Annotated in this window: 16 protein-coding genes; 7 read left to right on the top strand and 9 right to left on the bottom strand. The window is 66.4% G+C overall.

Annotated features, from left to right (window positions below):
• Positions 1-119: 119 nt before the first annotated feature.
• Entirely contained in the window at positions 120-812 is a 693-nt protein-coding gene (gene udk / locus BLU74_RS09170; RefSeq protein WP_089766972.1) for a uridine kinase, read from the bottom strand.
• A 246-nt stretch (positions 813-1,058) separates the two neighbouring features.
• Here udk and BLU74_RS09165 point away from each other — a divergent pair, with 246 nt between their 5' ends.
• The gene (locus BLU74_RS09165; protein ID WP_089766971.1) at positions 1,059-2,378 is read left to right on the top strand and encodes an ABC transporter substrate-binding protein; all 1,320 of its coding nucleotides are present in this window, start codon (positions 1,059-1,061) and stop codon (positions 2,376-2,378) included.
• Positions 2,379-2,516: 138 nt separating this feature from the next.
• Here the strand turns inward: BLU74_RS09165 and BLU74_RS09160 are convergent, their stop codons facing one another.
• The 4 genes from BLU74_RS09160 to BLU74_RS09145 are packed head-to-tail and all read right to left on the bottom strand — an operon-like array spanning position 2,517 to position 6,487.
• On the bottom strand, positions 2,517-3,323 hold the full coding sequence (locus BLU74_RS09160) for an ABC transporter ATP-binding protein (protein WP_089766970.1): 807 nt from the start codon (positions 3,321-3,323) through the stop codon (positions 2,517-2,519).
• A complete protein-coding gene (locus BLU74_RS09155; RefSeq protein ID WP_089766969.1) occupies positions 3,320-4,222 on the bottom strand; it encodes an ABC transporter ATP-binding protein in 903 nt (300 codons plus the stop codon). Before BLU74_RS09155 ends, BLU74_RS09160 begins: the two co-directional genes overlap by 4 nt.
• Positions 4,215-5,552 (bottom strand): branched-chain amino acid ABC transporter permease, encoded by a 1,338-nt coding sequence (locus BLU74_RS09150; protein WP_089766968.1) that lies wholly within the window; start codon positions 5,550-5,552, stop codon positions 4,215-4,217. The genes BLU74_RS09155 and BLU74_RS09150 overlap by 8 nt, the downstream gene beginning before the upstream one ends.
• Positions 5,549-6,487 (bottom strand): branched-chain amino acid ABC transporter permease, encoded by a 939-nt coding sequence (locus tag BLU74_RS09145; protein ID WP_394327870.1) that lies wholly within the window; start codon positions 6,485-6,487, stop codon positions 5,549-5,551. The genes BLU74_RS09150 and BLU74_RS09145 overlap by 4 nt, the downstream gene beginning before the upstream one ends.
• Positions 6,488-6,837: 350 nt before the next feature.
• Here BLU74_RS09145 and BLU74_RS09140 point away from each other — a divergent pair, with 350 nt between their 5' ends.
• Positions 6,838-7,272: a disulfide bond formation protein B gene (locus BLU74_RS09140; RefSeq protein WP_089766966.1), complete on the top strand. Its 435-nt coding sequence runs from the start codon at positions 6,838-6,840 to the stop codon at positions 7,270-7,272.
• Between the two features lie 47 nt (positions 7,273-7,319).
• Here BLU74_RS09140 and BLU74_RS09135 read toward each other — a convergent pair whose 3' ends face one another.
• From BLU74_RS09135 to BLU74_RS09125, 3 genes are all read right to left on the bottom strand, one after another.
• Positions 7,320-8,837: a DASH family cryptochrome gene (locus BLU74_RS09135; protein WP_089766965.1), complete on the bottom strand. Its 1,518-nt coding sequence runs from the start codon at positions 8,835-8,837 to the stop codon at positions 7,320-7,322.
• Between the two features lie 256 nt (positions 8,838-9,093).
• Positions 9,094-9,645 (bottom strand): DUF7344 domain-containing protein, encoded by a 552-nt coding sequence (locus tag BLU74_RS09130; RefSeq protein ID WP_089766964.1) that lies wholly within the window; start codon positions 9,643-9,645, stop codon positions 9,094-9,096.
• 88 nt (positions 9,646-9,733) lie between these two features.
• The gene (locus BLU74_RS09125; RefSeq protein WP_089766963.1) at positions 9,734-10,579 is read right to left on the bottom strand and encodes a Rieske 2Fe-2S domain-containing protein; all 846 of its coding nucleotides are present in this window, start codon (positions 10,577-10,579) and stop codon (positions 9,734-9,736) included.
• Between the two features lie 127 nt (positions 10,580-10,706).
• Here BLU74_RS09125 and ppc point away from each other — a divergent pair, with 127 nt between their 5' ends.
• Complete coding sequence (gene ppc, locus BLU74_RS09120) at positions 10,707-13,400, top strand: phosphoenolpyruvate carboxylase (RefSeq protein WP_089766962.1); 2,694 nt, start codon at positions 10,707-10,709, stop codon at positions 13,398-13,400.
• 50 nt (positions 13,401-13,450) lie between these two features.
• Here the strand turns inward: ppc and BLU74_RS09115 are convergent, their stop codons facing one another.
• On the bottom strand, positions 13,451-14,248 hold the full coding sequence (locus tag BLU74_RS09115; protein ID WP_089766961.1) for an aldo/keto reductase: 798 nt from the start codon (positions 14,246-14,248) through the stop codon (positions 13,451-13,453).
• A gap of 102 nt (positions 14,249-14,350) precedes the next feature.
• On the opposite strand from BLU74_RS09115, the gene BLU74_RS09110 reads away from it, so the two are divergent.
• The 4 genes from BLU74_RS09110 to BLU74_RS09095 all read left to right on the top strand — a co-directional run bounded on the left by BLU74_RS09110 (position 14,351) and on the right by BLU74_RS09095 (position 18,559).
• Positions 14,351-15,460 (top strand): saccharopine dehydrogenase family protein, encoded by a 1,110-nt coding sequence (locus BLU74_RS09110; RefSeq protein ID WP_089766960.1) that lies wholly within the window; start codon positions 14,351-14,353, stop codon positions 15,458-15,460.
• A 182-nt stretch (positions 15,461-15,642) separates the two neighbouring features.
• A complete protein-coding gene (locus BLU74_RS09105) occupies positions 15,643-17,301 on the top strand; it encodes a CTP synthase (protein ID WP_089766959.1) in 1,659 nt (552 codons plus the stop codon).
• Entirely contained in the window at positions 17,301-18,218 is a 918-nt protein-coding gene (gene guaA, locus BLU74_RS09100; protein WP_089766958.1) for a glutamine-hydrolyzing GMP synthase, read from the top strand. The genes BLU74_RS09105 and guaA overlap by 1 nt, the downstream gene beginning before the upstream one ends.
• Positions 18,218-18,559, top strand: coding sequence for a DUF7126 family protein (locus BLU74_RS09095; protein ID WP_394327868.1), 342 nt, complete (start codon positions 18,218-18,220; stop codon positions 18,557-18,559). Before guaA ends, BLU74_RS09095 begins: the two co-directional genes overlap by 1 nt.
• Positions 18,560-18,567: the final 8 nt, after the last annotated feature.

Below are 18,567 nucleotides of genomic sequence, written 5' to 3'. Positions count from 1 at the left end.
GCGGAGCTCATCCCGCGGGCCGCTTCCCACTCGCGTCAACAGGGACTTTTCGAGAACAGTACAAGTAACTCGCTAAGTGTCCTCTTGAGGGATATATAGACGCACACCGGCGAGCCTCCTCACTCGTCGGTGTCGACCGAAAGCTGGTCCATCGCCGACCCGTCAGCCGACTCGCGCTCCCAGGTTCGCGAAGACGACCCCTCGATTTCGGCGCGGATCTTCTCTTCGAGCAGATTCACCGCGACGTTGTTCGCCCCCTCCGGGACGATGAGGTCGGCGTGCTTCTTCGTCGGTTCGACGAACTGCTCGTGCATCGGTTTCACCGTCGAGAGATACTGTTCGATGACGCCGTCGAGGTCCCGACCGCGTTCGATCACGTCCCGGCGGATGCGCCGCAGGATGCGGACGTCGGCGTCGGTTTCGACGTAGAGCCGCAGATCCAGCATCTCGTTGACCTCCTCGTCGTAGAGCGCCAGGATGCCTTCTAAGACGATGACGTCTGTGGGTTCGACGTGCTCTGGGTCGTCGGTTCGGTTGTGTCGCTCGAAGTCGTAGACGGGCATCTCGATCGGCTGGCCCTCCAGCAGCGTCGAGAGCTGGGTTCTGAGAAGCTCCCACTCGAACGCCGAGGGGTGGTCGTAGTTGACCTGTTCGCGCTCCTCGAACGCCAGGTGACTCAGGTCCTCGTAGTAGTTGTCGAGCGGAATCCGGGTGACGGCGTCACCGACGCCCTCGGTGACGTGACGGGCGACCGTGGTCTTGCCCGCGCCGGTCCCGCCGGCGATCCCGATGACGAACGAGGGGATACTCATATGTGTGGTCCGGAACGCCCGAGCGCTTGAGACTGTCGGAGGGCGAGCGGAGACGCGTGAGTCAGTGGGGAGCCAGTGTGTCGTCTCTGGTCGATCACGGCGGTGACCGAGTCGTGCGCACCGGGGCGAGCACCGGGCCAACGGACCGGGAGGCTCGGATATCCTTCGTGGTAAAACAGTATATATAGACGTCCGTTCAGTCCTGTAACGGACACATTTATAGGGAGAAGACACAATTCGGGAAATATGGCACGTGATATCGTACGGCGTGACTTCCTCAAAAGCGCCGGTGCTGCAGGTGCGCTTGGAGTGACAGGACTGGCCGGTTGTATCGGCGGCGGCGGTGGCGGGGGCGCGGATGGCCCCGGTGGCCTCGTCGTCATCGGCTACCCTGAGAGTGGGATCCAGCTGTTCCGCGACTACTACAGTGTCTCCGATGGAAGCGAGGAGATTCTGGTCCCCGACGGCCTCCGCGACGGCGCGATGCCGGGGCAGGTCGGGAACGATATGGAGAACGTGACGGGCACGGCCCCCGCGGCCGGCGGCCCGAACCAGGACGCGTTCAACAGCCTCTTCCAGGACGAGTACGGCTCGTCGCCGGGCGTCTTCACGTCCCAGTCGTACGACTCGGTCGCGCTCCAGTTACTCGCGAACGCGGCAGCGGGCGAGAACAGCGGGACGGCGATCCGCGATCAGATGCGACGGATCGCGAATCCCGAGGGAATGACCGTCACGCCGAACAACCTCGTCGAGGGCGTCGAGGCCGCCGCCAACGGCGATGACGTGAACTACCAGGGCGCGTCGTCGGCGACGAACTTCGACCAGAACGGCGACCCGGCCTCCGCGGCGTACGCGATCTGGGAGTTCAACGCCGACGAGGGCGCTGCAGAGACCCAGGAAGTTCAGAGCTTCGAGGGCGAAAACCCCGAGGGATCAGGCCCGTCAGCCGACAGCGGTCCGGGCGGGAGCGACCGCGAGATATCGGTCGGGATCCTCCTGCCGGAGACCGGCGACCTCGCGTCTGTCGGGGCGCCGATGATCCAGGCCGCACAGCTTCCGGCGATGCAGGTCAACGATGCGAACCCCGCAGGGCTCTCGGTCAACGCGCAGGTCGAAGACACCCAGACGTCCCCGAGCGCCGGGACGGCCGCCGCCGAGTCGCTCATCAGCGCCGGCGTGCCGAGCGTCTGCGGGTCGGCGTCCTCCGGGGTCAACGTCCCGGTCTCCCAGCAGGTGTTCATCCCCAACGAGGTCGTCGGCTGTTCGCCGTCCTCGACGGCGCTGTCGGTGACGAATCTGGACGACAACGACTACATCTTCCGGACGGCACCCTCCGACCGGCTGCAGGGCCGCGTGATGGCGCAGGTGATGGCAGAGCGACTCGAGGTGAGCAGCGTCTCGACGCTGTACGTCAACAACGACTACGGGCAGCAGCTCTCGAACCGCTTCGCCAGCGTGTTCGAGGACACGTTCGACGGCGAGGTCTACCGCCAGACCGCGTTCAACATCGGCGAATCCTCGTACTCCTCGGTCGTCGAGACGGCGCTCTCGGCTCCCGACAGCTGATCGGAACACACAGACACCGGATTTTTTGCACCGCGACGACTGTGAGCCGCGGCACCGTCGGTTCGGCCAGCGGCACCGATTTGGCAGGGACCGACGACTCGAGGCGGGCTCTCGGTCTCGAGCGAACGCAATCGACCGTCAGCCGCCGAGGAAGTCCTGACGGACCTGCTCGTCGTTCAGCAGCGTGTCTCCGTCGTCCATATATCGGTTCTTGCCGTTCGCGAGGACGTACCCGCGGTCGCACCGACGGAGTGCTTCCTTGGCGTTCTGTTCGACCATCAGCACCGCCGTGCCGTCGTCGTTGATGGCGTCGATCCGATCGAACATATCGTCGACGAGGTCGGGAGCGAGTCCCGCGGAGGGTTCATCGAGGAGCAGCAGCGACGGGTCGAGCATCAACGCGCGGCCCATCGCGAGCATCTGCTGTTGACCGCCGGACATCGTTCCGGCCTTCTGTGACTCCCGCTCTTCGAGGATCGGGAAGCGATCGAAGACCGCATCGAGCGCGTCCTGTGGCACCTCATCGAGGATATATGCGCCCATTTCGAGGTTCTCACGCACCGTCAGGGACGCGAACACGTTGTCGTTCTGGGGCACGTAGCCGATCCCCTCGTGGATGATGTCCTCCGGTCGGAGTCCGGTGATGTCCCCGCCGTCGAACAGCACGGTTCCGCCCATCAGATTGGTGAGTCCGAAGACGGACTTCATCACGGTGGACTTGCCGGCACCGTTGGGGCCGACGATGGTGACGTACTCGCCGTCGGCGACGTCCAGGTCGACGTCGGTCAGAATCTGGAGGTCGCCGTAGCCGGCGTCGAGATCGCGGACTTCCAGCAGCGCGTCGGGCTCCCGATCCGGAACGGTCTCCTGAGAGACCCCGGCGGCGTCGGCGTCGTCGCTGTCGACGGTCTCCGTGGCGATGTCGGAGTCGGCGTCGGCGCTCATACGTTGCCTCCGAGGTACGCCTCGATAACCTCTTCGTTCGCCTGAATCTCGTCGGGGCTGCCCTCGGTCAGGACCTGGCCCTGGTGGAGGACGATCACCCGCTCGCAGTTCTCCATTATCAGATCCATATCGTGTTCGACGAGCAGGAACGTATAGCCCTGCTCGCGGAGTTCGTGAATGTGGTCGAGCAGCCGGCGTTCGAGCGACGGATTGACGCCAGCGAACGGCTCGTCTAAGAGCAACATATCCGGATCGGTGAGGAGCGCCCGTGCCAGTTCGAGCAGTTTCCGCTGGCCGCCCGAGAGGTTCCCCGCATACTCCTCGGCGATGTGGTCGATCTCGAAGAATTCGAGGACGGCCCAGACCCGTTCGAGCAGTTCAGACTCCTGCTCGATCACGTCGTCGCGGAACCCGGGTGTGACCGAGCGCCAGAGCGCCTCGCCGCGCTGGAACTTCGGCGCCAACATCATGTTCTCGAGCACCGTCATCTCCTGGAGTTCACGGGCGATCTGGAAGGTCCGGACGAGGCCCCGGTTCGCGATTGCGTGTGGCGTCTCGCCGGTGATCTCTTCGCCGTCGAACGTCACGGAGCCGGCGTCGGGCTGCAGCATCCCGGTGATGAGGTTGAACGTCGTCGACTTGCCCGCGCCGTTCGGCCCGATGAGGCCGGTGAGACTCCCGCGCTCGACGCTGAAGGAGGCGTCGTCGACGGCGGTGATCCCGCCAAAGCTCTTCCGGAGGTTCTCTACCTCGAGCGGATACGGCTCTCCGACGTCCGGGCCGCCGGCACCCAGGTCCAGCGACCCCGACTCGGCGTCGTCGGCGTCGGGGACGCCGGCCGCCCCGTCGGGTTCGTCGGTGTCGATCTCGCTGCCGGTACTGGACGGGACATCACTCATCGGCCTCACCCCCGGTGGTGCCACCGTCGGTCTCGGCGGTCTTATCGCGAGCCTGCGACGCCGTCAGCGGAATCCCCGCTGCCGTCTCTTTGCGGTGTCCGAGCATCCCCTCGGGACGGTTGTGCATCAGCCAGATCAGGACCAGCCCCATGAACACGAGCTGGAGCTGCCGGATGCTGTCGATGGTGTAAAGCAGCAGGGGCGTGGGGTCGACGTTCGAGACCAGCGGCGCGATAGCCGGGCCGAACCCCGAGGGCGCGCTCGCGTTCGGCAGAGCGGCGTCGATGAGATTCTTCAGGTACCGCGGCCCCTGATAGAGCAAGGCGGCGAAGACTGCGCCGCCCAGGACGCTGCCGGTGTTCGAGCCGGCGCCGCCGATGATGAGCGCGATCCACACGAAGAACGTGATCCGGGGACGGAACGTGTTCGGCGTGACCGCGCCGCTTCGCATAAACCACAGCACGCCAGCGAGCCCCATCAGTCCGCACCCGAGCATAAACGCCTTCGTCTTGAACCGGTTGGTGTCCTTCCCGAGAGAGTTCGCGACGTCCTCGTCTTCGCGGATGGCCTTGAGCACGCGACCGAACGGCGACTCGCCGGTGCGTTTCAGCAGCCAGTAGTAGGCCGCGACGAAGAGGAGGAGGAGCAGCCCGTAGACGAGGCTGTCGACCACCGGTTTGGGGTTGTTGGGGACCAGCGCGCCGAAGGCGTCGACGAGGCCGAGGTACGCCCCGCCCAACCCGAAGACCTCGAAGAAGGCCGTCAGCGGATCCGTGTAGTTGAGGATCAGCCCCGATCCGCCGCCGAATCCGACGCGCGTGCCGAACAGCTCGAACTGTTCGAATTCGCCCGAGAGGAACGAGAACCGGACGATCTCCGACATCGCGATCGTCACGATTGCGAGATAGTCGGCCCGCAACCGGAGCGCCGGTAAGGCGACCACGAGTCCCACGAGTGCCGCGGCGACCGTGCCGGCGATCATCCCGACGATGATCGGGAGGCCCAGACCGCCGACCTGCGCCGCACCCCCGGGCTGATACAGCGGTTTCGAGACGAACGCCATCACGTAGATGCCGATCGCCATGAATCCCACGATGCCGATGTTGAACAGCCCCGTGTACCCCCAGTGGAGGTTGAGTGCGAGCGCCAGCATCGCGAAGACGGCGATGTAGAACGTCAGAACGGCGATGGTGTTGAACTGGCCGCGGAGCGAGTAGCCGAGGCCGACGCCGACCAGCACGTACGCGGCGTACACAATCAGGAGTATCGATAGGATGAGGCCGGTGTCGCCGCCGGGGATCCTGGCGGCGAGGTCATCGCGGACGCTCATGCGGTCGACCTCCCGGAGAAGAGTCCTTCAGGCTTCACGAGTAGCAGGACGATCATCACGAAGAACGCCGCCGCGCGAGAGAACGACGAGGGGATCCAGATGACCGAGAGCGACGCAGTCAGCCCGATGGCGAGCCCGCCGACGATCGCGCCGTAGATCGAGCCGATCCCACCGAGGATGACCGCTGCGAAGATCAACAGCAGCAGCAGCCACCCGTCGTTAAACCCGAGCGTCCCCTTCCAGAGGATGAAGATGTAGCCGGCGACGCCGGTCAGCCCGCCGCCGACGACCCAGACCGCACGGACGACGCGCTCCGTCGGGATGCCCGTGATCTGCGCGAGGTCCTCGTTGTCGGCCATCGCCCGCATCGCTTTCCCGAGTTTGGTCAGCTGTAACAACAGGTGCACGCCGAGCATCAGGCTGCCCGCGACGACGACGAGAGCGATGTCGTGTGCGTTGATCCGGACCGCCCCGTCGACGAGATACAGCGAGAGCGACGGCGGCTGTGCCGTCGTCCCCCGGACGCTGGAACTGAACACGAACTGCATCAGATAGCGGAGGGCGAACGCCACGCCGACGCTGGTGATGAGCAGCGTGATGCCGTCCTCGTCGCGGATCGGTTTGAACACCGTCCGGTCGATGAGCAGCGCCAGCAACACGGTCGAGATGCCGGCGACGACGATTCCGGCGACGACAGCCACCGGCGTCCCGGTGACGCCGATGCCGAGCGTCCCGCCGAAGACCGATCCGCTGGCACCGACGAGCAGCAGCGCGCCGACGTCAGCGCGGCCCAGTCCCGCGATCAGATACGTCGTCGCCCACCCGGAGAACGCGCCCGCCGTGATGTAGTCCCCGTGCGCGAAGTTCGCGAAGTTCAGAATACTGTACGTCATAGAGAGCCCGATACCCGCGAGACCGATGACCAGGCCGCGCATCAGCCCGTCCCAGACGAGTGATCCGACACCACTTAGCGACTGGGTCCCGGTCACGAGGCTTACGAGCAGGTCGAACAGCAGCACGACGCCGACGAGTCCCAGAAGAACGGACCCGGGTCGTGTGACCGCGAGCTCGCGTCCGCGTGTGTATGTTTCGCTGATCCCCATTGATAACTATCCTCACGATATTTGCCGTCACGAAACGATGATAAGTCTTTCTTCCCGCGATTACGATGGGAGAAAACCGTGATAAACGGATTCTGTCAGATGGGGTGAGGACCCGCAGTCGACCCGGCCGCCGCTGCGGGAGACCGGTCCGTTCAAGCACCCGGCTTCCGTCACACCCAGTCGTGGCGTCGAACACGCGTGTCGTCCTCGGAGCGGCGACCGCCGTCGCGAGCGTCGCGACCGTGGGAAGCCTCTACTTCAGCCTCGGATTGGGCCTGGTGCCCTGTGACCTCTGCTGGTACCAGCGGATCCTGATGTACCCGCTGGTCGTCGTACTCGGCGTGGCGGCGCTGGAAGATCGCCCGGGCGTCGCGCGGACGGCGCTCCCGCTCTCGGGAGTGGGGGTCGTCGTGGCGGCGTATCACGTCGCGATCCAAGTGCTCCCGAGCAGCGGCGGCACCTGCTCGGTCGGCGGCGGCTGTTCGTCGATCCTGTATCCAATGCTCGATGGGCTCCTGACGATCCCGCGGCTCTCGCTGATCGCGTTCGTTCTCGTGAGTGTGCTGACGGCGGGCGCGTGGGTCGATGCGTCCGGCTTCCGCACGGCCGGATCCTGAGCGAGTGTCCACCGCGGTCCGCAGGCGCGGCCCGACCGCCCGCCGGGTTACACTGGGTCGTCCCCGGACGTCGTCGGGTCGATCATCGGCCGTGGGTAGTCAGTGCCGAGTTCGATCCCGTGGGCGGCTTGCTCGTCCGCCGACAGCGTCCACGGTGCGTGTGCCTGTTCCGGCGACAAGCCCTCGAGTTCCGGGAGCCAGTGCGTGACGTACGCTGCGTCGGGATCGTACGTTCGGGCCTGCGCGAGCACGTCGAACGCCCGCTCGCGTGAGTCGTTGCCGACGCCCGCGATGTACGCCCAGTTCCCATAGTTGGACGCGGCGTCGTAATCGACGAGTTGCGTCTCGAAGTGTGCGGCCCCGCGTCGCCAGTCGATTCCGAGGTCGTTAGTCAGGAACGAAGCGACGTTCTGCCGGCCACGATTCGACAGGTACCCCGTCGCGTCGAGTTCGCGCATATTCGCGTCGACGAACGGGATCCCGGTCTCACCGGCGGCCCACCGTTCGAACGCCGTCGGGTCCCAGCGCCAGTCGACGTCCTCGCGGCGTCTGAGACCGCCGGGGGCGAAGAACTGCCGGCCGTGTTTCAACACCTGGAACTGGAAGAAGTCGCGCCACCGGAGTTCGAAGCGGAGCCAGTACGTCGAGTCGTTGGCGACGCGGTCGCGCTCGTAGGCCTCGACCTCCTCGTGGACGCGGCGGGGCGACAGGCAGCCCTCGTTGAGCCACGGGGAGAACTTCGAGGAGTAGTTCGCGCCGAGGAGCCCGTTTCGGGTCTCGCGGTACTCTCGGAGGTGATCGCCTTCCCAGAGATACGCCGAGAGCCGGTCGAGCGCGGCCGCTTCTCCGCCCGGGAACGGGTGGACGCCGCGATCGTCCGGGCCCGCCGCGTCCGCAGCGGGATCGTCCAGATCGCGCGAACCGGCCGTATCGCCGCCGCCGATCGACGCGACCGACGGGAGGTCGCCCGGGTCGAGCGCGGCGGGATCGACGTCCGGATCGTCTGCCGCCGGGAGCGGCGGCACCGACGGACGCGACAGCGTGGCTCGGATCGGTACGTCCGCCTCGACGCGATCTTTGAACGGCGTGAACGTGTCGTCGATCTGGGTGTAGGGGGTCGGGAGGTCGGCGACGTGATGGAGCGTCCGTCCCCAGAACCGCCGCGTCGAGCGGCCGGCATCGCGAAGCGCGGCGACCGTTTCGGCGCTGATCGCCCGCTCTTCGGGTCCGGGCAGGGCGTGAAACGCGACCGTCTCGGCACCGGCGGCGGCCGCGAGTTCCGGGAGCACCGCCGCCGGCCGGCCCCGGCGGATCAGGAGGTCGGAGCCAGCGTCCCGGAGTCGACTGCGGAGGGCGGCGAGCGACTCGCGCCGGAAGCGTGCCCGGTGCGGACCCACTTTCCGGTACCGGAACGACTCGGGTCCCCCGTACGATCGGTCGCCGGTGCGACGCGGAGCGACGCAGTACACCGGGAGGAGGCGGTCCGCCTCGGCAGCGGCCGCGAGCGCCTCGTTGTCGTGCGTCCGCAGGTCGCGGCGGAACCACACGATGGCGGTCTCGGGCATACGTGAGCAGCGGCGGCCACGCACCTGAGCGTGTCGGCCGGCGCGGAACCACAGGAGCGGGCGATGCGCGTCCGGCCGGCGAATAGTTATATGCGATACCGCGGCCAGACGCCCTGTGAGTTGACAGCGACCCCGCGCCGAAGAGCGGTTGTCCGGGACAACGGCGCGGGAGCGACGCAGGACCGGCTGTTCGCCAATCGATCGATGCGTCCGGCCGAGCGTGGCCGACGGAGGCAGGCGCGCCGACGGACGGCAGTCAGCCGTCGCGGAGCCGATGCACCAGCGAACTCCGCTGTTTGAGGAGCTGGTAGGTCGCGGAGGCGACGAGCAGTGCCGAGATGAAGAGGCCGATCGTACTCGGAGCGGCCAGCCGCAGTACCGGGACGCCGAGCAGCGACGCCGTCAGCGAGAGGGTACCGAGGATGCCGAGTCCGAGGTAGTACTCCGCCCACGAGAGCCCATAGCGGGGGACGACCTCCATGTAGACCGCGACGTCGTCGGCGTTGTCGTCGAGCGAGACCGTCTTGCCGTCGGGGTCATACTCGACGATGCCCAGTTCGTCGAGCTTCGGGAGATGCGTCTGGTGGAGCGAGACGTAGACGCTCTGTCGCACGTTGCGCGGCGGCGGCGACTCGTCGGCCTCGATGCCGCCGATGTGCTCTGAGAGATCCGAGACCGTTTCCGTCCCGTCGGCCGAGCGGAGCCGTTCGAGAACGAGGCGCCGCCGATCGTTTCGGAGAACGTCGTGGATCTCTGACGCGTCCAAGCCATCGCTCTCCGCGTCCGACACGACATCCCCCTCAGTCATACTACTCTACTATGCGAGGGCGTCCTACATGAATGTGTCCGAATCGGGATCTCGGGACGGCGGGAGAAACGGATCGGTCCGAAGAGAGTCAGTCGCTCGGACGGGGACGGGCGACGAACAGCGTCTGGACGATGCTGTAAGGATCGTACACCGACTGGTGGCACTGGCAGTACACGTCGTTCTCGGCGTTGAACTTCGCCGAGCCCTCGCTCTTGTACTGCGGGACGCAACAGAAGTGCGTACACTTGTTGAGCCAGGCGATGAACCCGTCTTCGGTCGACGCTTCGAGCCACGGGTCCTCCTCGGCCATCTCCATCACCTGTTCGGACTTGATGACCTGGATCGGGATGGTGTCCTCGGCGTCTTCAGAGCGCCAGCGGCCGGTCGCGGGCTTTCCCAGTCCCGGATCGCCGACCCCGTTGCCCCATTCTTGGTAATCTGAGAAGTCGTCGACGTGAAGCCGATCGCCCTCGGAGTACGCTTCACTCTGCCACTCGTAGCCGGGGTTCGATCCCGACCGGAAGTAGTTCTCAGAGTCGTAGTCCGGTTCGATCCCGGCGTAGGACTCGACGCCGCAGAACTGGAACCACTCAGTGGTGTAGGTCTCGCCCGATCCCTTGAAGTCCTCAGTCTCGGCGATCTGGACGGAGACACCGCCCTGTTCTTCGGTTTTCACCTCGGGCCAGACGCCCTTGAGGTACCCCTCGTCGTCGATCTCGACGGGGATCTGCGGCATCCCGCGGGGGGCGGGACCCGCGGTGTTCTCGATAGCGTAGGCCTGCGTCGACCCGCCACCCGCACCGGAGGCTTGCGTCGCGGAGTTGATCGTGGCCGCGCCCGTTGCGCCGACGCCGGCCAGTGCCGCACCGCCGACGACGCCCTTGACGAACCGGCGGCGACCCGACTGCGCCGGATACTTGTCGCGCTCGCTCATATCAGAACCTTCGGCCCGCCGGTAAAAAGGATGACGAAACCCCCGGTCGACCGGCAACGTCGCGGGGCGGCGACGACCCGGTTTCGTACACACAGGTTTTTACTCAGTGTGGGGTATATCGCTCGGTATGGATTTGCACAGCAGGGACGTCAAGCAGGACGTCCGGGAACTCGGTGCGCTCCTCGGCGACGTATTAGCGGAACAGACCTCCGAAGGCGCATTCGAAACGGTCGAAGACATTCGAACGACAGCGATCGACTACCGGAAGGGCGAACAGGAGTCGCGCCAGGAGCTGGACCGAATTCTCGATGCACTCTCTCCCGAGGGCGAAAGCGTCGTCGCTCGGGCGTTCACGACGTACTTCGAACTCATCAACCTCGCCGAAGAGCGCGAGCGCGCCCGCGCCGTACGTGAGGGGTCACAGTCCGGTGATCTCGAGGACGGACTCGTCGCGACCGTGGAGTCGCTGATCGACGCCGACGCCGACCCCGAGACCGTCCAGCGCGTCCTCGACGAGGTCCTGATCGAACCGACGTTCACGGCGCACCCGACCGAAGCGCGCCGTAAGACGGTGAAGGCGAAGTTGCGGTCGATCGCGAACCGGCTCGAGGAACTCGACGAGCGGCGGGTCACCGACCGAGAGCACGACCAGCTGTGGCGGAAGGTCGACGCCGAGGTCACGAGCCTCTGGCAGACGTCACAGGTCCGCGAGCGCCGTCCCGAACCGCAGGACGAGGCCCGGAACGTCCAGTGGTACATCGAGTCGATCCTGTTCGACGTCGTCGGCGAAGTGTACGCCGAGTTCGAAGACCTGCTGGCCGAGGAGTATCCCAGCGTCGACGTCCCGAAGCTGTTCGAGTTCCGGTCGTGGGCCGGGTCCGACCGCGACGGGAACCCGTTCGTCACGCCCAAGGTGACCACCGACACCCTCGAACGCCAGCGCGGTGTCGTCCTCGAGAAGTACAGCGATGCGCTCAAGCGCCTCTCCGGCGTCCTGAGCCAGGATGGTCGACGAGTCGACGTCGGCGCGGAGTTGGAGCGATCCCTGAAAGCCGACCGCGCGCGACTCCCGGGCGTCGCCGACGAAGCCGAGGAGCGATACCCCGGAGAGCCCTACAGACAGAAACTGAAACTGATGCGCGAGCGGCTCCGGCGCATCGAGGACGTCCGCCCGGACGGATACAGCGACAAGGCAGAGTTCCTCGGGGACCTGGAGGCCATCGATCGGAGCCTCAGGTCGGTCGGTGCAGACGTCGTCGCCGACGAGTACGTCGAGCCGCTGATGCGGCAGGTCGACACGTTCGGTTTCACGCTGGCAAACCTCGATCTGCGAGATCATCAGGAGAACCACACCGAGGCCGTCCACGAAGTGCTCGCAAACGAGGGGATCGACTACCGTGACCGCGACGAGGCGGGCCGGGTCGAGGTCCTGACCGAAGGGATCCTCCAGTCCGAGCCGGTGATCGACCTCGAAGCCCCCGGCGACGTCTCCGAGACGGCCGATCGCGTGCTGCGTCGCTTCGAGAAACTCGGGGAGTGGCAGCGGGAGTTCGGCGTCGGTGCCATCGACACCTACTGCATCTCGATGACAGAGGAACCCAGCCACGTGCTCGAGGTCCTCTTCCTCGCGGATCAGGCCGGCGTCGTCTCGCTCCCGGACCACTGCGGGCTCGACATCGTTCCCCTCCTGGAGACCGAGTCCGCACTCAACGGCGCGCGCCGGATTATGGGCACGCTCTTCGAGAACGAGGCCTACGGGAAGGCGCTCGCGGCCCGAAACGACACCCAGGAGATCATGCTCGGGTACTCCGACTCCAACAAGGAGAACGGGTTCCTGGCCGCGAACTGGGACCTCTACAAGAACCAGCGTCGACTCGCGACGATCTGTGACGACTTCGACGTGAAGATGCGGCTGTTCCACGGCCGCGGCGGGTCGATCTCGCGGGGCGGCGGTCCGATGAACGAGGCGATGTTGGCGCTGCCCAACGAGACCGTCTCCGGGCAGATCAAGTTCACCGAGCAGGGCGAGGCGATCGCCGAGAAGTACGCCAATCCACAGATCGCCGAGCGCAACCTCGAACAGATGCTGAACGCGCAGGTCCGCGCCCGGCATCAGGCCATCCGCGAACCCGAAGAGGACGTCCGCGACGAGTGGGTCGAAGCGATGGACGAGATGGCCCCAACGGCCCGCACGCGGTACCGCGATCTGCTCGAATCCGACGGGTTCGTCACGTACTTCGGCCAGGCGACGCCGATCGGCGTCATCGAGGACCTCAATCTCGGGTCGCGGCCGGCGTCGCGCTCCGGCGAGCGAACTGTCGAGGACCTGCGGGCGATCCCCTGGGTGTTCTCTTGGACCCAGTCGCGCTGCATCATCACGGGCTGGTACGCGCTCGGGACCGGCATCCAGCAGTACCTCGATTCGGGCGGCGATATCGAGACGCTCCGAGAGATGTATCAGGAGTGGCCGTTCTTCCGGACGACGCTGGACAACGCCTCGCTCGCGCTGGCGCGCACTGACTTCGAGATCGCCGAGTACTACGCGGCCCTCGCGGACGACGAACTCCGCGAGGAGTTCTTCCCGCACCTGCAGGAGGAATACGAGCGCGCCCGGGACGTCGTTCTCGAGGTGACCGGTCAGGACTCGCTCCTCCGGCGGGAGTGGCTCGACGAGAGCCTCCGTCGGCGGAACCCCTACGTCGACCCGCTGAACGTACTGCAGACGCATCTGCTGACCAAGACCCACCGGACCGACGAGGAGGAGCAGACCCTGCGGCTGACCGTCAAGGGCATCGCCGCTGGGATGAAAAACACCGGGTGAGCGAGGCGTCGCCGTGCGGGCGCGTCGCTCCGCGGAACATCGAGCGTCGACTACTGATTCCAGGGCGCGGCGTCGAAGTCGACGATGCGGTGTTGGCGGTCGATCCCGTCGATCGTCGCGATCTCCTCGGGGGTGAGATCGAGATCCAGCGCCGCGTGGTTCTCGCGGATGTGTTCGGGAGCCGACGACCGCGGGATCGGCGTGACCTGGTCTTTCGCGTCCAGCCACGCGAGCGACACCTGCGCCGGGGTGGCGTCGTGTGCCGCCGCGATGTCGGCGATCTGCGGAACGTCGGCGACCTCGTTTCTGGCGATCGGACAGTACGCCACGAGCTGGTGACCCTCGTCGAGAGCCAGCCGGTGGAGGTCCGGTTGGGGCAAGAGCGGATGCATCTCGACCTGGTGGGCCGCCACGGGTGCGTCGAGTCGGTCGATCGCGGTCTCGAGTTGATCGGGGCGGAAGTTGCTGAGGCCGACGCGCTCGACGAGTCCGTCCGCGACGAGTTGATCCAGCGCGGGAAGCGTCTCCGCGGGGTCGTAGGTGTTGATCGGCCAGTGGACGTACAGCAGATCGATGGTGTCGACGCCGAGTCGCTCGGCGCTCTCGCGGGCCGTCGCGACGACGTCGTCGAAGCCGAGATTGCCGGTCTCGAGTTTCGTCGCGAGGAGCACCTCGTCGGCGTCGCGGTCGGCGCGTTCGAGACCGCGGGCCACGATCGCCTCGTTGTTGTAGCCCTGTGCGGTATCGACGTGCTCGTAGCCGTCGTCGACGGCCGCAGCGACCGCCCGCTCGCACGTCTCGGGGTCGGTCAGATCGTACGTTCCGAGTCCGATCGGTGGGAAGTCCATACCGAGTTGTCGGGCGGCGCCGTCTCCATCCTTTCGGTGTCGGGGGGAATCGCCGCCGCCCGTGTCGGTGCCCCTTTGTCGTCACCGGTCCAACCGTCGGCTATGACCGACGACGGCACCAACCGACTGCTCGTCTACGGCGCGTACGGCTACACCGGCCGATTGATCGTCGAGGCGGCCGCCGAGCGCGGACTCGATCCGATCGTTGCGGGGCGCGACCCGGCGAAGACGCGCGGGGTCGCCACCGCTCACGACGTCCCCGCACGCTCGTTCGACGTGCGCGCGGCCGAATCGCACCTCGGCGGCGTCGACGCCGTGCTCAACTGCGCCGGGCCGTTCACCGAGACCGCCGACGCGATGGTGGAGGCCTGCCTCGCGACCGGGACCGACTACCTCGACATCACGGGCGAACTGCCGGTCTTCGAGCGGCTCCGTCGCCGCGACGACGACGCGCAGCGCGCGGGCGTGACACTCCTCCCGGGCGTCGGCTTCGACGTCGTCCCCACCGACTGCCTGGCGGCGCACCTCCACGACCGCCTCCCCGACGCGGACCACCTCTCGCTGGCGCTCGAAGCCGACGGGGGCGTCTCGCCGGGAACGCTGAAGACCGTCCTCGGCGGACTCGGCGACGGTGGGGCGGTCCGCCGCGATGGCGTCCTCCGCCACGAACGGGTCGCCGCGCGGATCCGCGTGGTCGACTTCGGCGACGGACTCCAGCGGGCCGTCTCGATCCCGTGGGGCGACGTCTCGACGGCGTACCACACAACGGGGATCCCGAACATCGAGGTGTATCTCTCGGCCCCCGCCGGCGCGCGGGCCGGGATGAAACTGACCTCGTACCTCGGCGACGGCCTCGACAACGGGGCGGTCCAGCGCGGCCTCTCGTGGCTGATCGACCGCTACGTCGACGGCCCCGACACGGAGACGCGGAGGTCCGGTACCGCGCGCGTCTGGGGCGAAGCGCGAACCGGCGACACCCGGGTCGTCTCCCGGCTTCGGACGCCCGAGACCTACCAGTTCACCGTCGAATCTGCGTTGCTGGCGGCGGAGAAGGTCCTCGACGGCGACGCGCCCGAGGGCTATCAGACGCCCGCGTCGGCGTTCGGCCCGGACCTGGTGCTCGAACTCGACGGCGTCGAGCGGGTTGACCTCGATGCGGGCGAGGTCGTCGAGCGCGCGTCGGCACCGGACGCGACGGTGCCGGCCGAGTGACGGCGGCCGGAGCGCGCCGTGGTCCCGGGATCGGCAAGGGCTGACCGCGCGTCGGATTTTTCGCGGTATTTCTTCGGTTCGAGCACGAATCGATGCGTTCGGCGAACGATAGCCCGTGTGCATCCCTCCCAGAGCGTCCGCCGCTCCGAAACGGTTTTGATGCGGCCTCGCACACACTCGGTATGCCGAAGGAACCCGAAACCGGGTACGACCCCTCGTTGGGTCGGAAGTTCATTTTCGTAACAGGTGGGGTGATGTCCGGGCTGGGCAAGGGGATCACCGCGGCCAGCACCGGCCGGCTGCTGTCGAACGCGGGCTTCGACGTGACGGCGGTCAAGATCGATCCGTATCTCAACGTCGACGCCGGCACGATGAACCCCTACCAGCACGGGGAGGTGTACGTCCTCAAAGACGGCGGCGAGGTCGACCTCGACTTAGGAAACTACGAGCGGTTCCTCGGGGTCGACATGACCTCCGATCACAACGTCACCACGGGCAAGACCTACCAGCACGTCATCGAGAGAGAACGCGCGGGCGACTACCTCGGCAAGACGGTCCAGATCATCCCGCACATCACCGACGACATCAAGCGCCGCATCCGGGAAGCGGCTGAGGGGACCGACGTCTGCATCGTCGAAGTCGGCGGCACCGTCGGCGACATCGAGGGGATGCCCTACCTCGAGGCGCTGCGACAGTTCGCCCACGAGGAAGACGACGAGGACATCCTGTTCACGCACGTTACGCTCGTCCCGTACTCGAAGAACGGCGAACAGAAGACCAAGCCGACACAGCACTCGGTGAAGGAACTGCGGTCGATCGGGCTCCAGCCGGACATCCTCGTCGGACGCTGTGAGGACAAACTCGACATCGAGACGAAAGAGAAGATCGCGCTGTTCTGTGACGTCCCGATCGACGCGGTCTTCTCCAACCCGGACGTCGAGGACGTCTACCACGTCCCGCTGATGGTCGAAGAGGAGGGCCTCGACCAGTACGTGATGGAGCGCCTCGGACTCGACGAAGCGGCGCTCCCGCCCGCAGAGCGCGACAACCGCTGGCGCGAACTGGTCACCCGCGAGCGGACCGAAGAAGTCGACATCGCCCTCGTCGGGAAGTACGACCTCGAGGACGCGTACATGTCCGTCCACGAGGCCCTGAAGCACGCCGGGATCGAACGCCAGACCGAAGTGAACGTCCAGTGGGTCGACTCCGACGAGATGCTCGACCGACACGAGAACCGACTCAAGGAGGCCGACGGCGTCGTCGTCCCCGGTGGCTTCGGCTCCCGCGGCATCGAGGGGAAATTGAAGGCCATCGAATACTGCAGAGAGAACGACGTGCCGTTCCTCGGACTCTGTCTGGGCTTCCAGATGGCGGTCGTCGAACACGCCCGGAACATCCTCGGTCACGAGGACGCCAACTCTGCAGAACTCGATCCCGACACCGACTCCCCCGTCATCGACATCCTGCCCGAGCAGTACGAGGTAGAGGAGATGGGCGGGACGATGCGGCTCGGGGCCCACGACACGGATATCGATCCAGGATCGCTCGCCGAACACGTCTACGGAGACACCGTCTGCACGGAGCGACACCGGCACCGCTACGAAGTCAACCCCGAGTACATCGACGAGTTGGCGAAGGGCGCACTCGACTTCTCCGGGCGGGCCGACAACCGGATGGAGATCCTCGAGCGAACCGATCATCCGTTCTTCTTCGGGACGCAGTTCCACCCGGAATTCCGCTCGCGACCCGACCGCGCGAGCCCGCCGTTCGTCGGCTTCCTCGAGGCGGTCGCCGGAGAGTTAGACGCGCGCGAACTCGCAGATCAAGAGGTGCAAGCCTGATGGTTAACACGATCGAATTCATCGAAGACGCGGTCGAAGAGATCGACGAACAAGTGGGCGAGGAGAACGCCGTCATCGCGCTGTCCGGTGGCGTCGACTCCTCTGTCGCGGCCGCCCTCGCGTACCGGGCGATCGGCGACCGGCTCACCCCGGTCTACGTCGACACTGGCCTGATGCGCAAAGGCGAGACCGACCAGATCAGAGAGACGTTCTCGTATATGGACTCGCTGCGCATCGTCGAGGCGCAGGACCGGTTCCTCGACGCGCTGTCGGGGATCACCGATCCCGAAGAGAAGCGCCACGCGATCGGCGAGCAATTCATCCGCGAGTTCGAGCGTGAGGCGACCTCCGCCGAGGCCGAGTACCTCGTGCAGGGGACGATCTACCCCGATCGGATCGAGTCTGAGGGAAACATCAAATCGCACCACAACGTCGGTGGTCTCCCGGAAGTCGTCGACTTCGAGGGAATCGTCGAACCTGTCCGTGAACTGTACAAAGACGAAGTCCGGGAGGTCGCCCGCGAACTGGACCTCGAGGAGATCATCTCCGAACGGATGCCGTTCCCCGGTCCGGGGCTGGCCATCCGGGTCGTCGGCGAAGTCACCAGAGAGAAGGTCGAAATCGCCCGCGAGGCGTGCCACATCGTCGAGGAGGAGGTCGAGGAACACGACCCCTGGCAGGCGTTCGCCGCAGTCGTCGGCAAGGGGACCGGCGTGAAAGGCGACAACCGCGTCCACGGCTGGATCGTCTCTGTCCGTTCGGTGGAGTCCCGCGACGGGATGACCGCCCGGGCCCAGGAACTGCCGTGGGAGACGCTCCAGCGGATTCAATCGCGGATCACCGGCGAGAACGAGAACGTCGCTCGCGTCGTCTACGACGTGACACACAAGCCGCCGGCGACCATCGAGTACGAATGATGCAGGTGTTACTCACCGGCGCGGACGACGAGGGCCTCGGAGCGGCACTGGAGGCGCTGGGCGCGGAGGTCACCCGCGTCGAGGGGATCGCCACCCGCGAGTCGCTCGACGCCGCGGGGCTCGAGGCGGCCCACACCCTCGTCCTGACCGAGATGGACGACGCCTCCGCGATCCCGGTGGCCAAGGAGGCCAACACCGAGATCCGGATCGTCGCCTACAGCCGCGACTCGCTGCCGGAGTTCGCGCGCGGGCAGGCCGACCTCGCGATCGACCCCGCACTGCTCGCGGCCGACGTCGTGGCCGAAGAGCTGGTCGACGGCCGCGTCGACACCGAGGCCTGAGGTCGGTC

The sequence above is a fragment of the Halobellus clavatus genome (genome assembly GCF_900107195.1).
Taxonomy (GTDB): Archaea; Halobacteriota; Halobacteria; order Halobacteriales; family Haloferacaceae; genus Haloquadratum; species Haloquadratum clavatum.
Note: the sequence above shows the minus strand (reverse complement) of the source record. Positions and strands in the feature narration are given on the sequence as shown.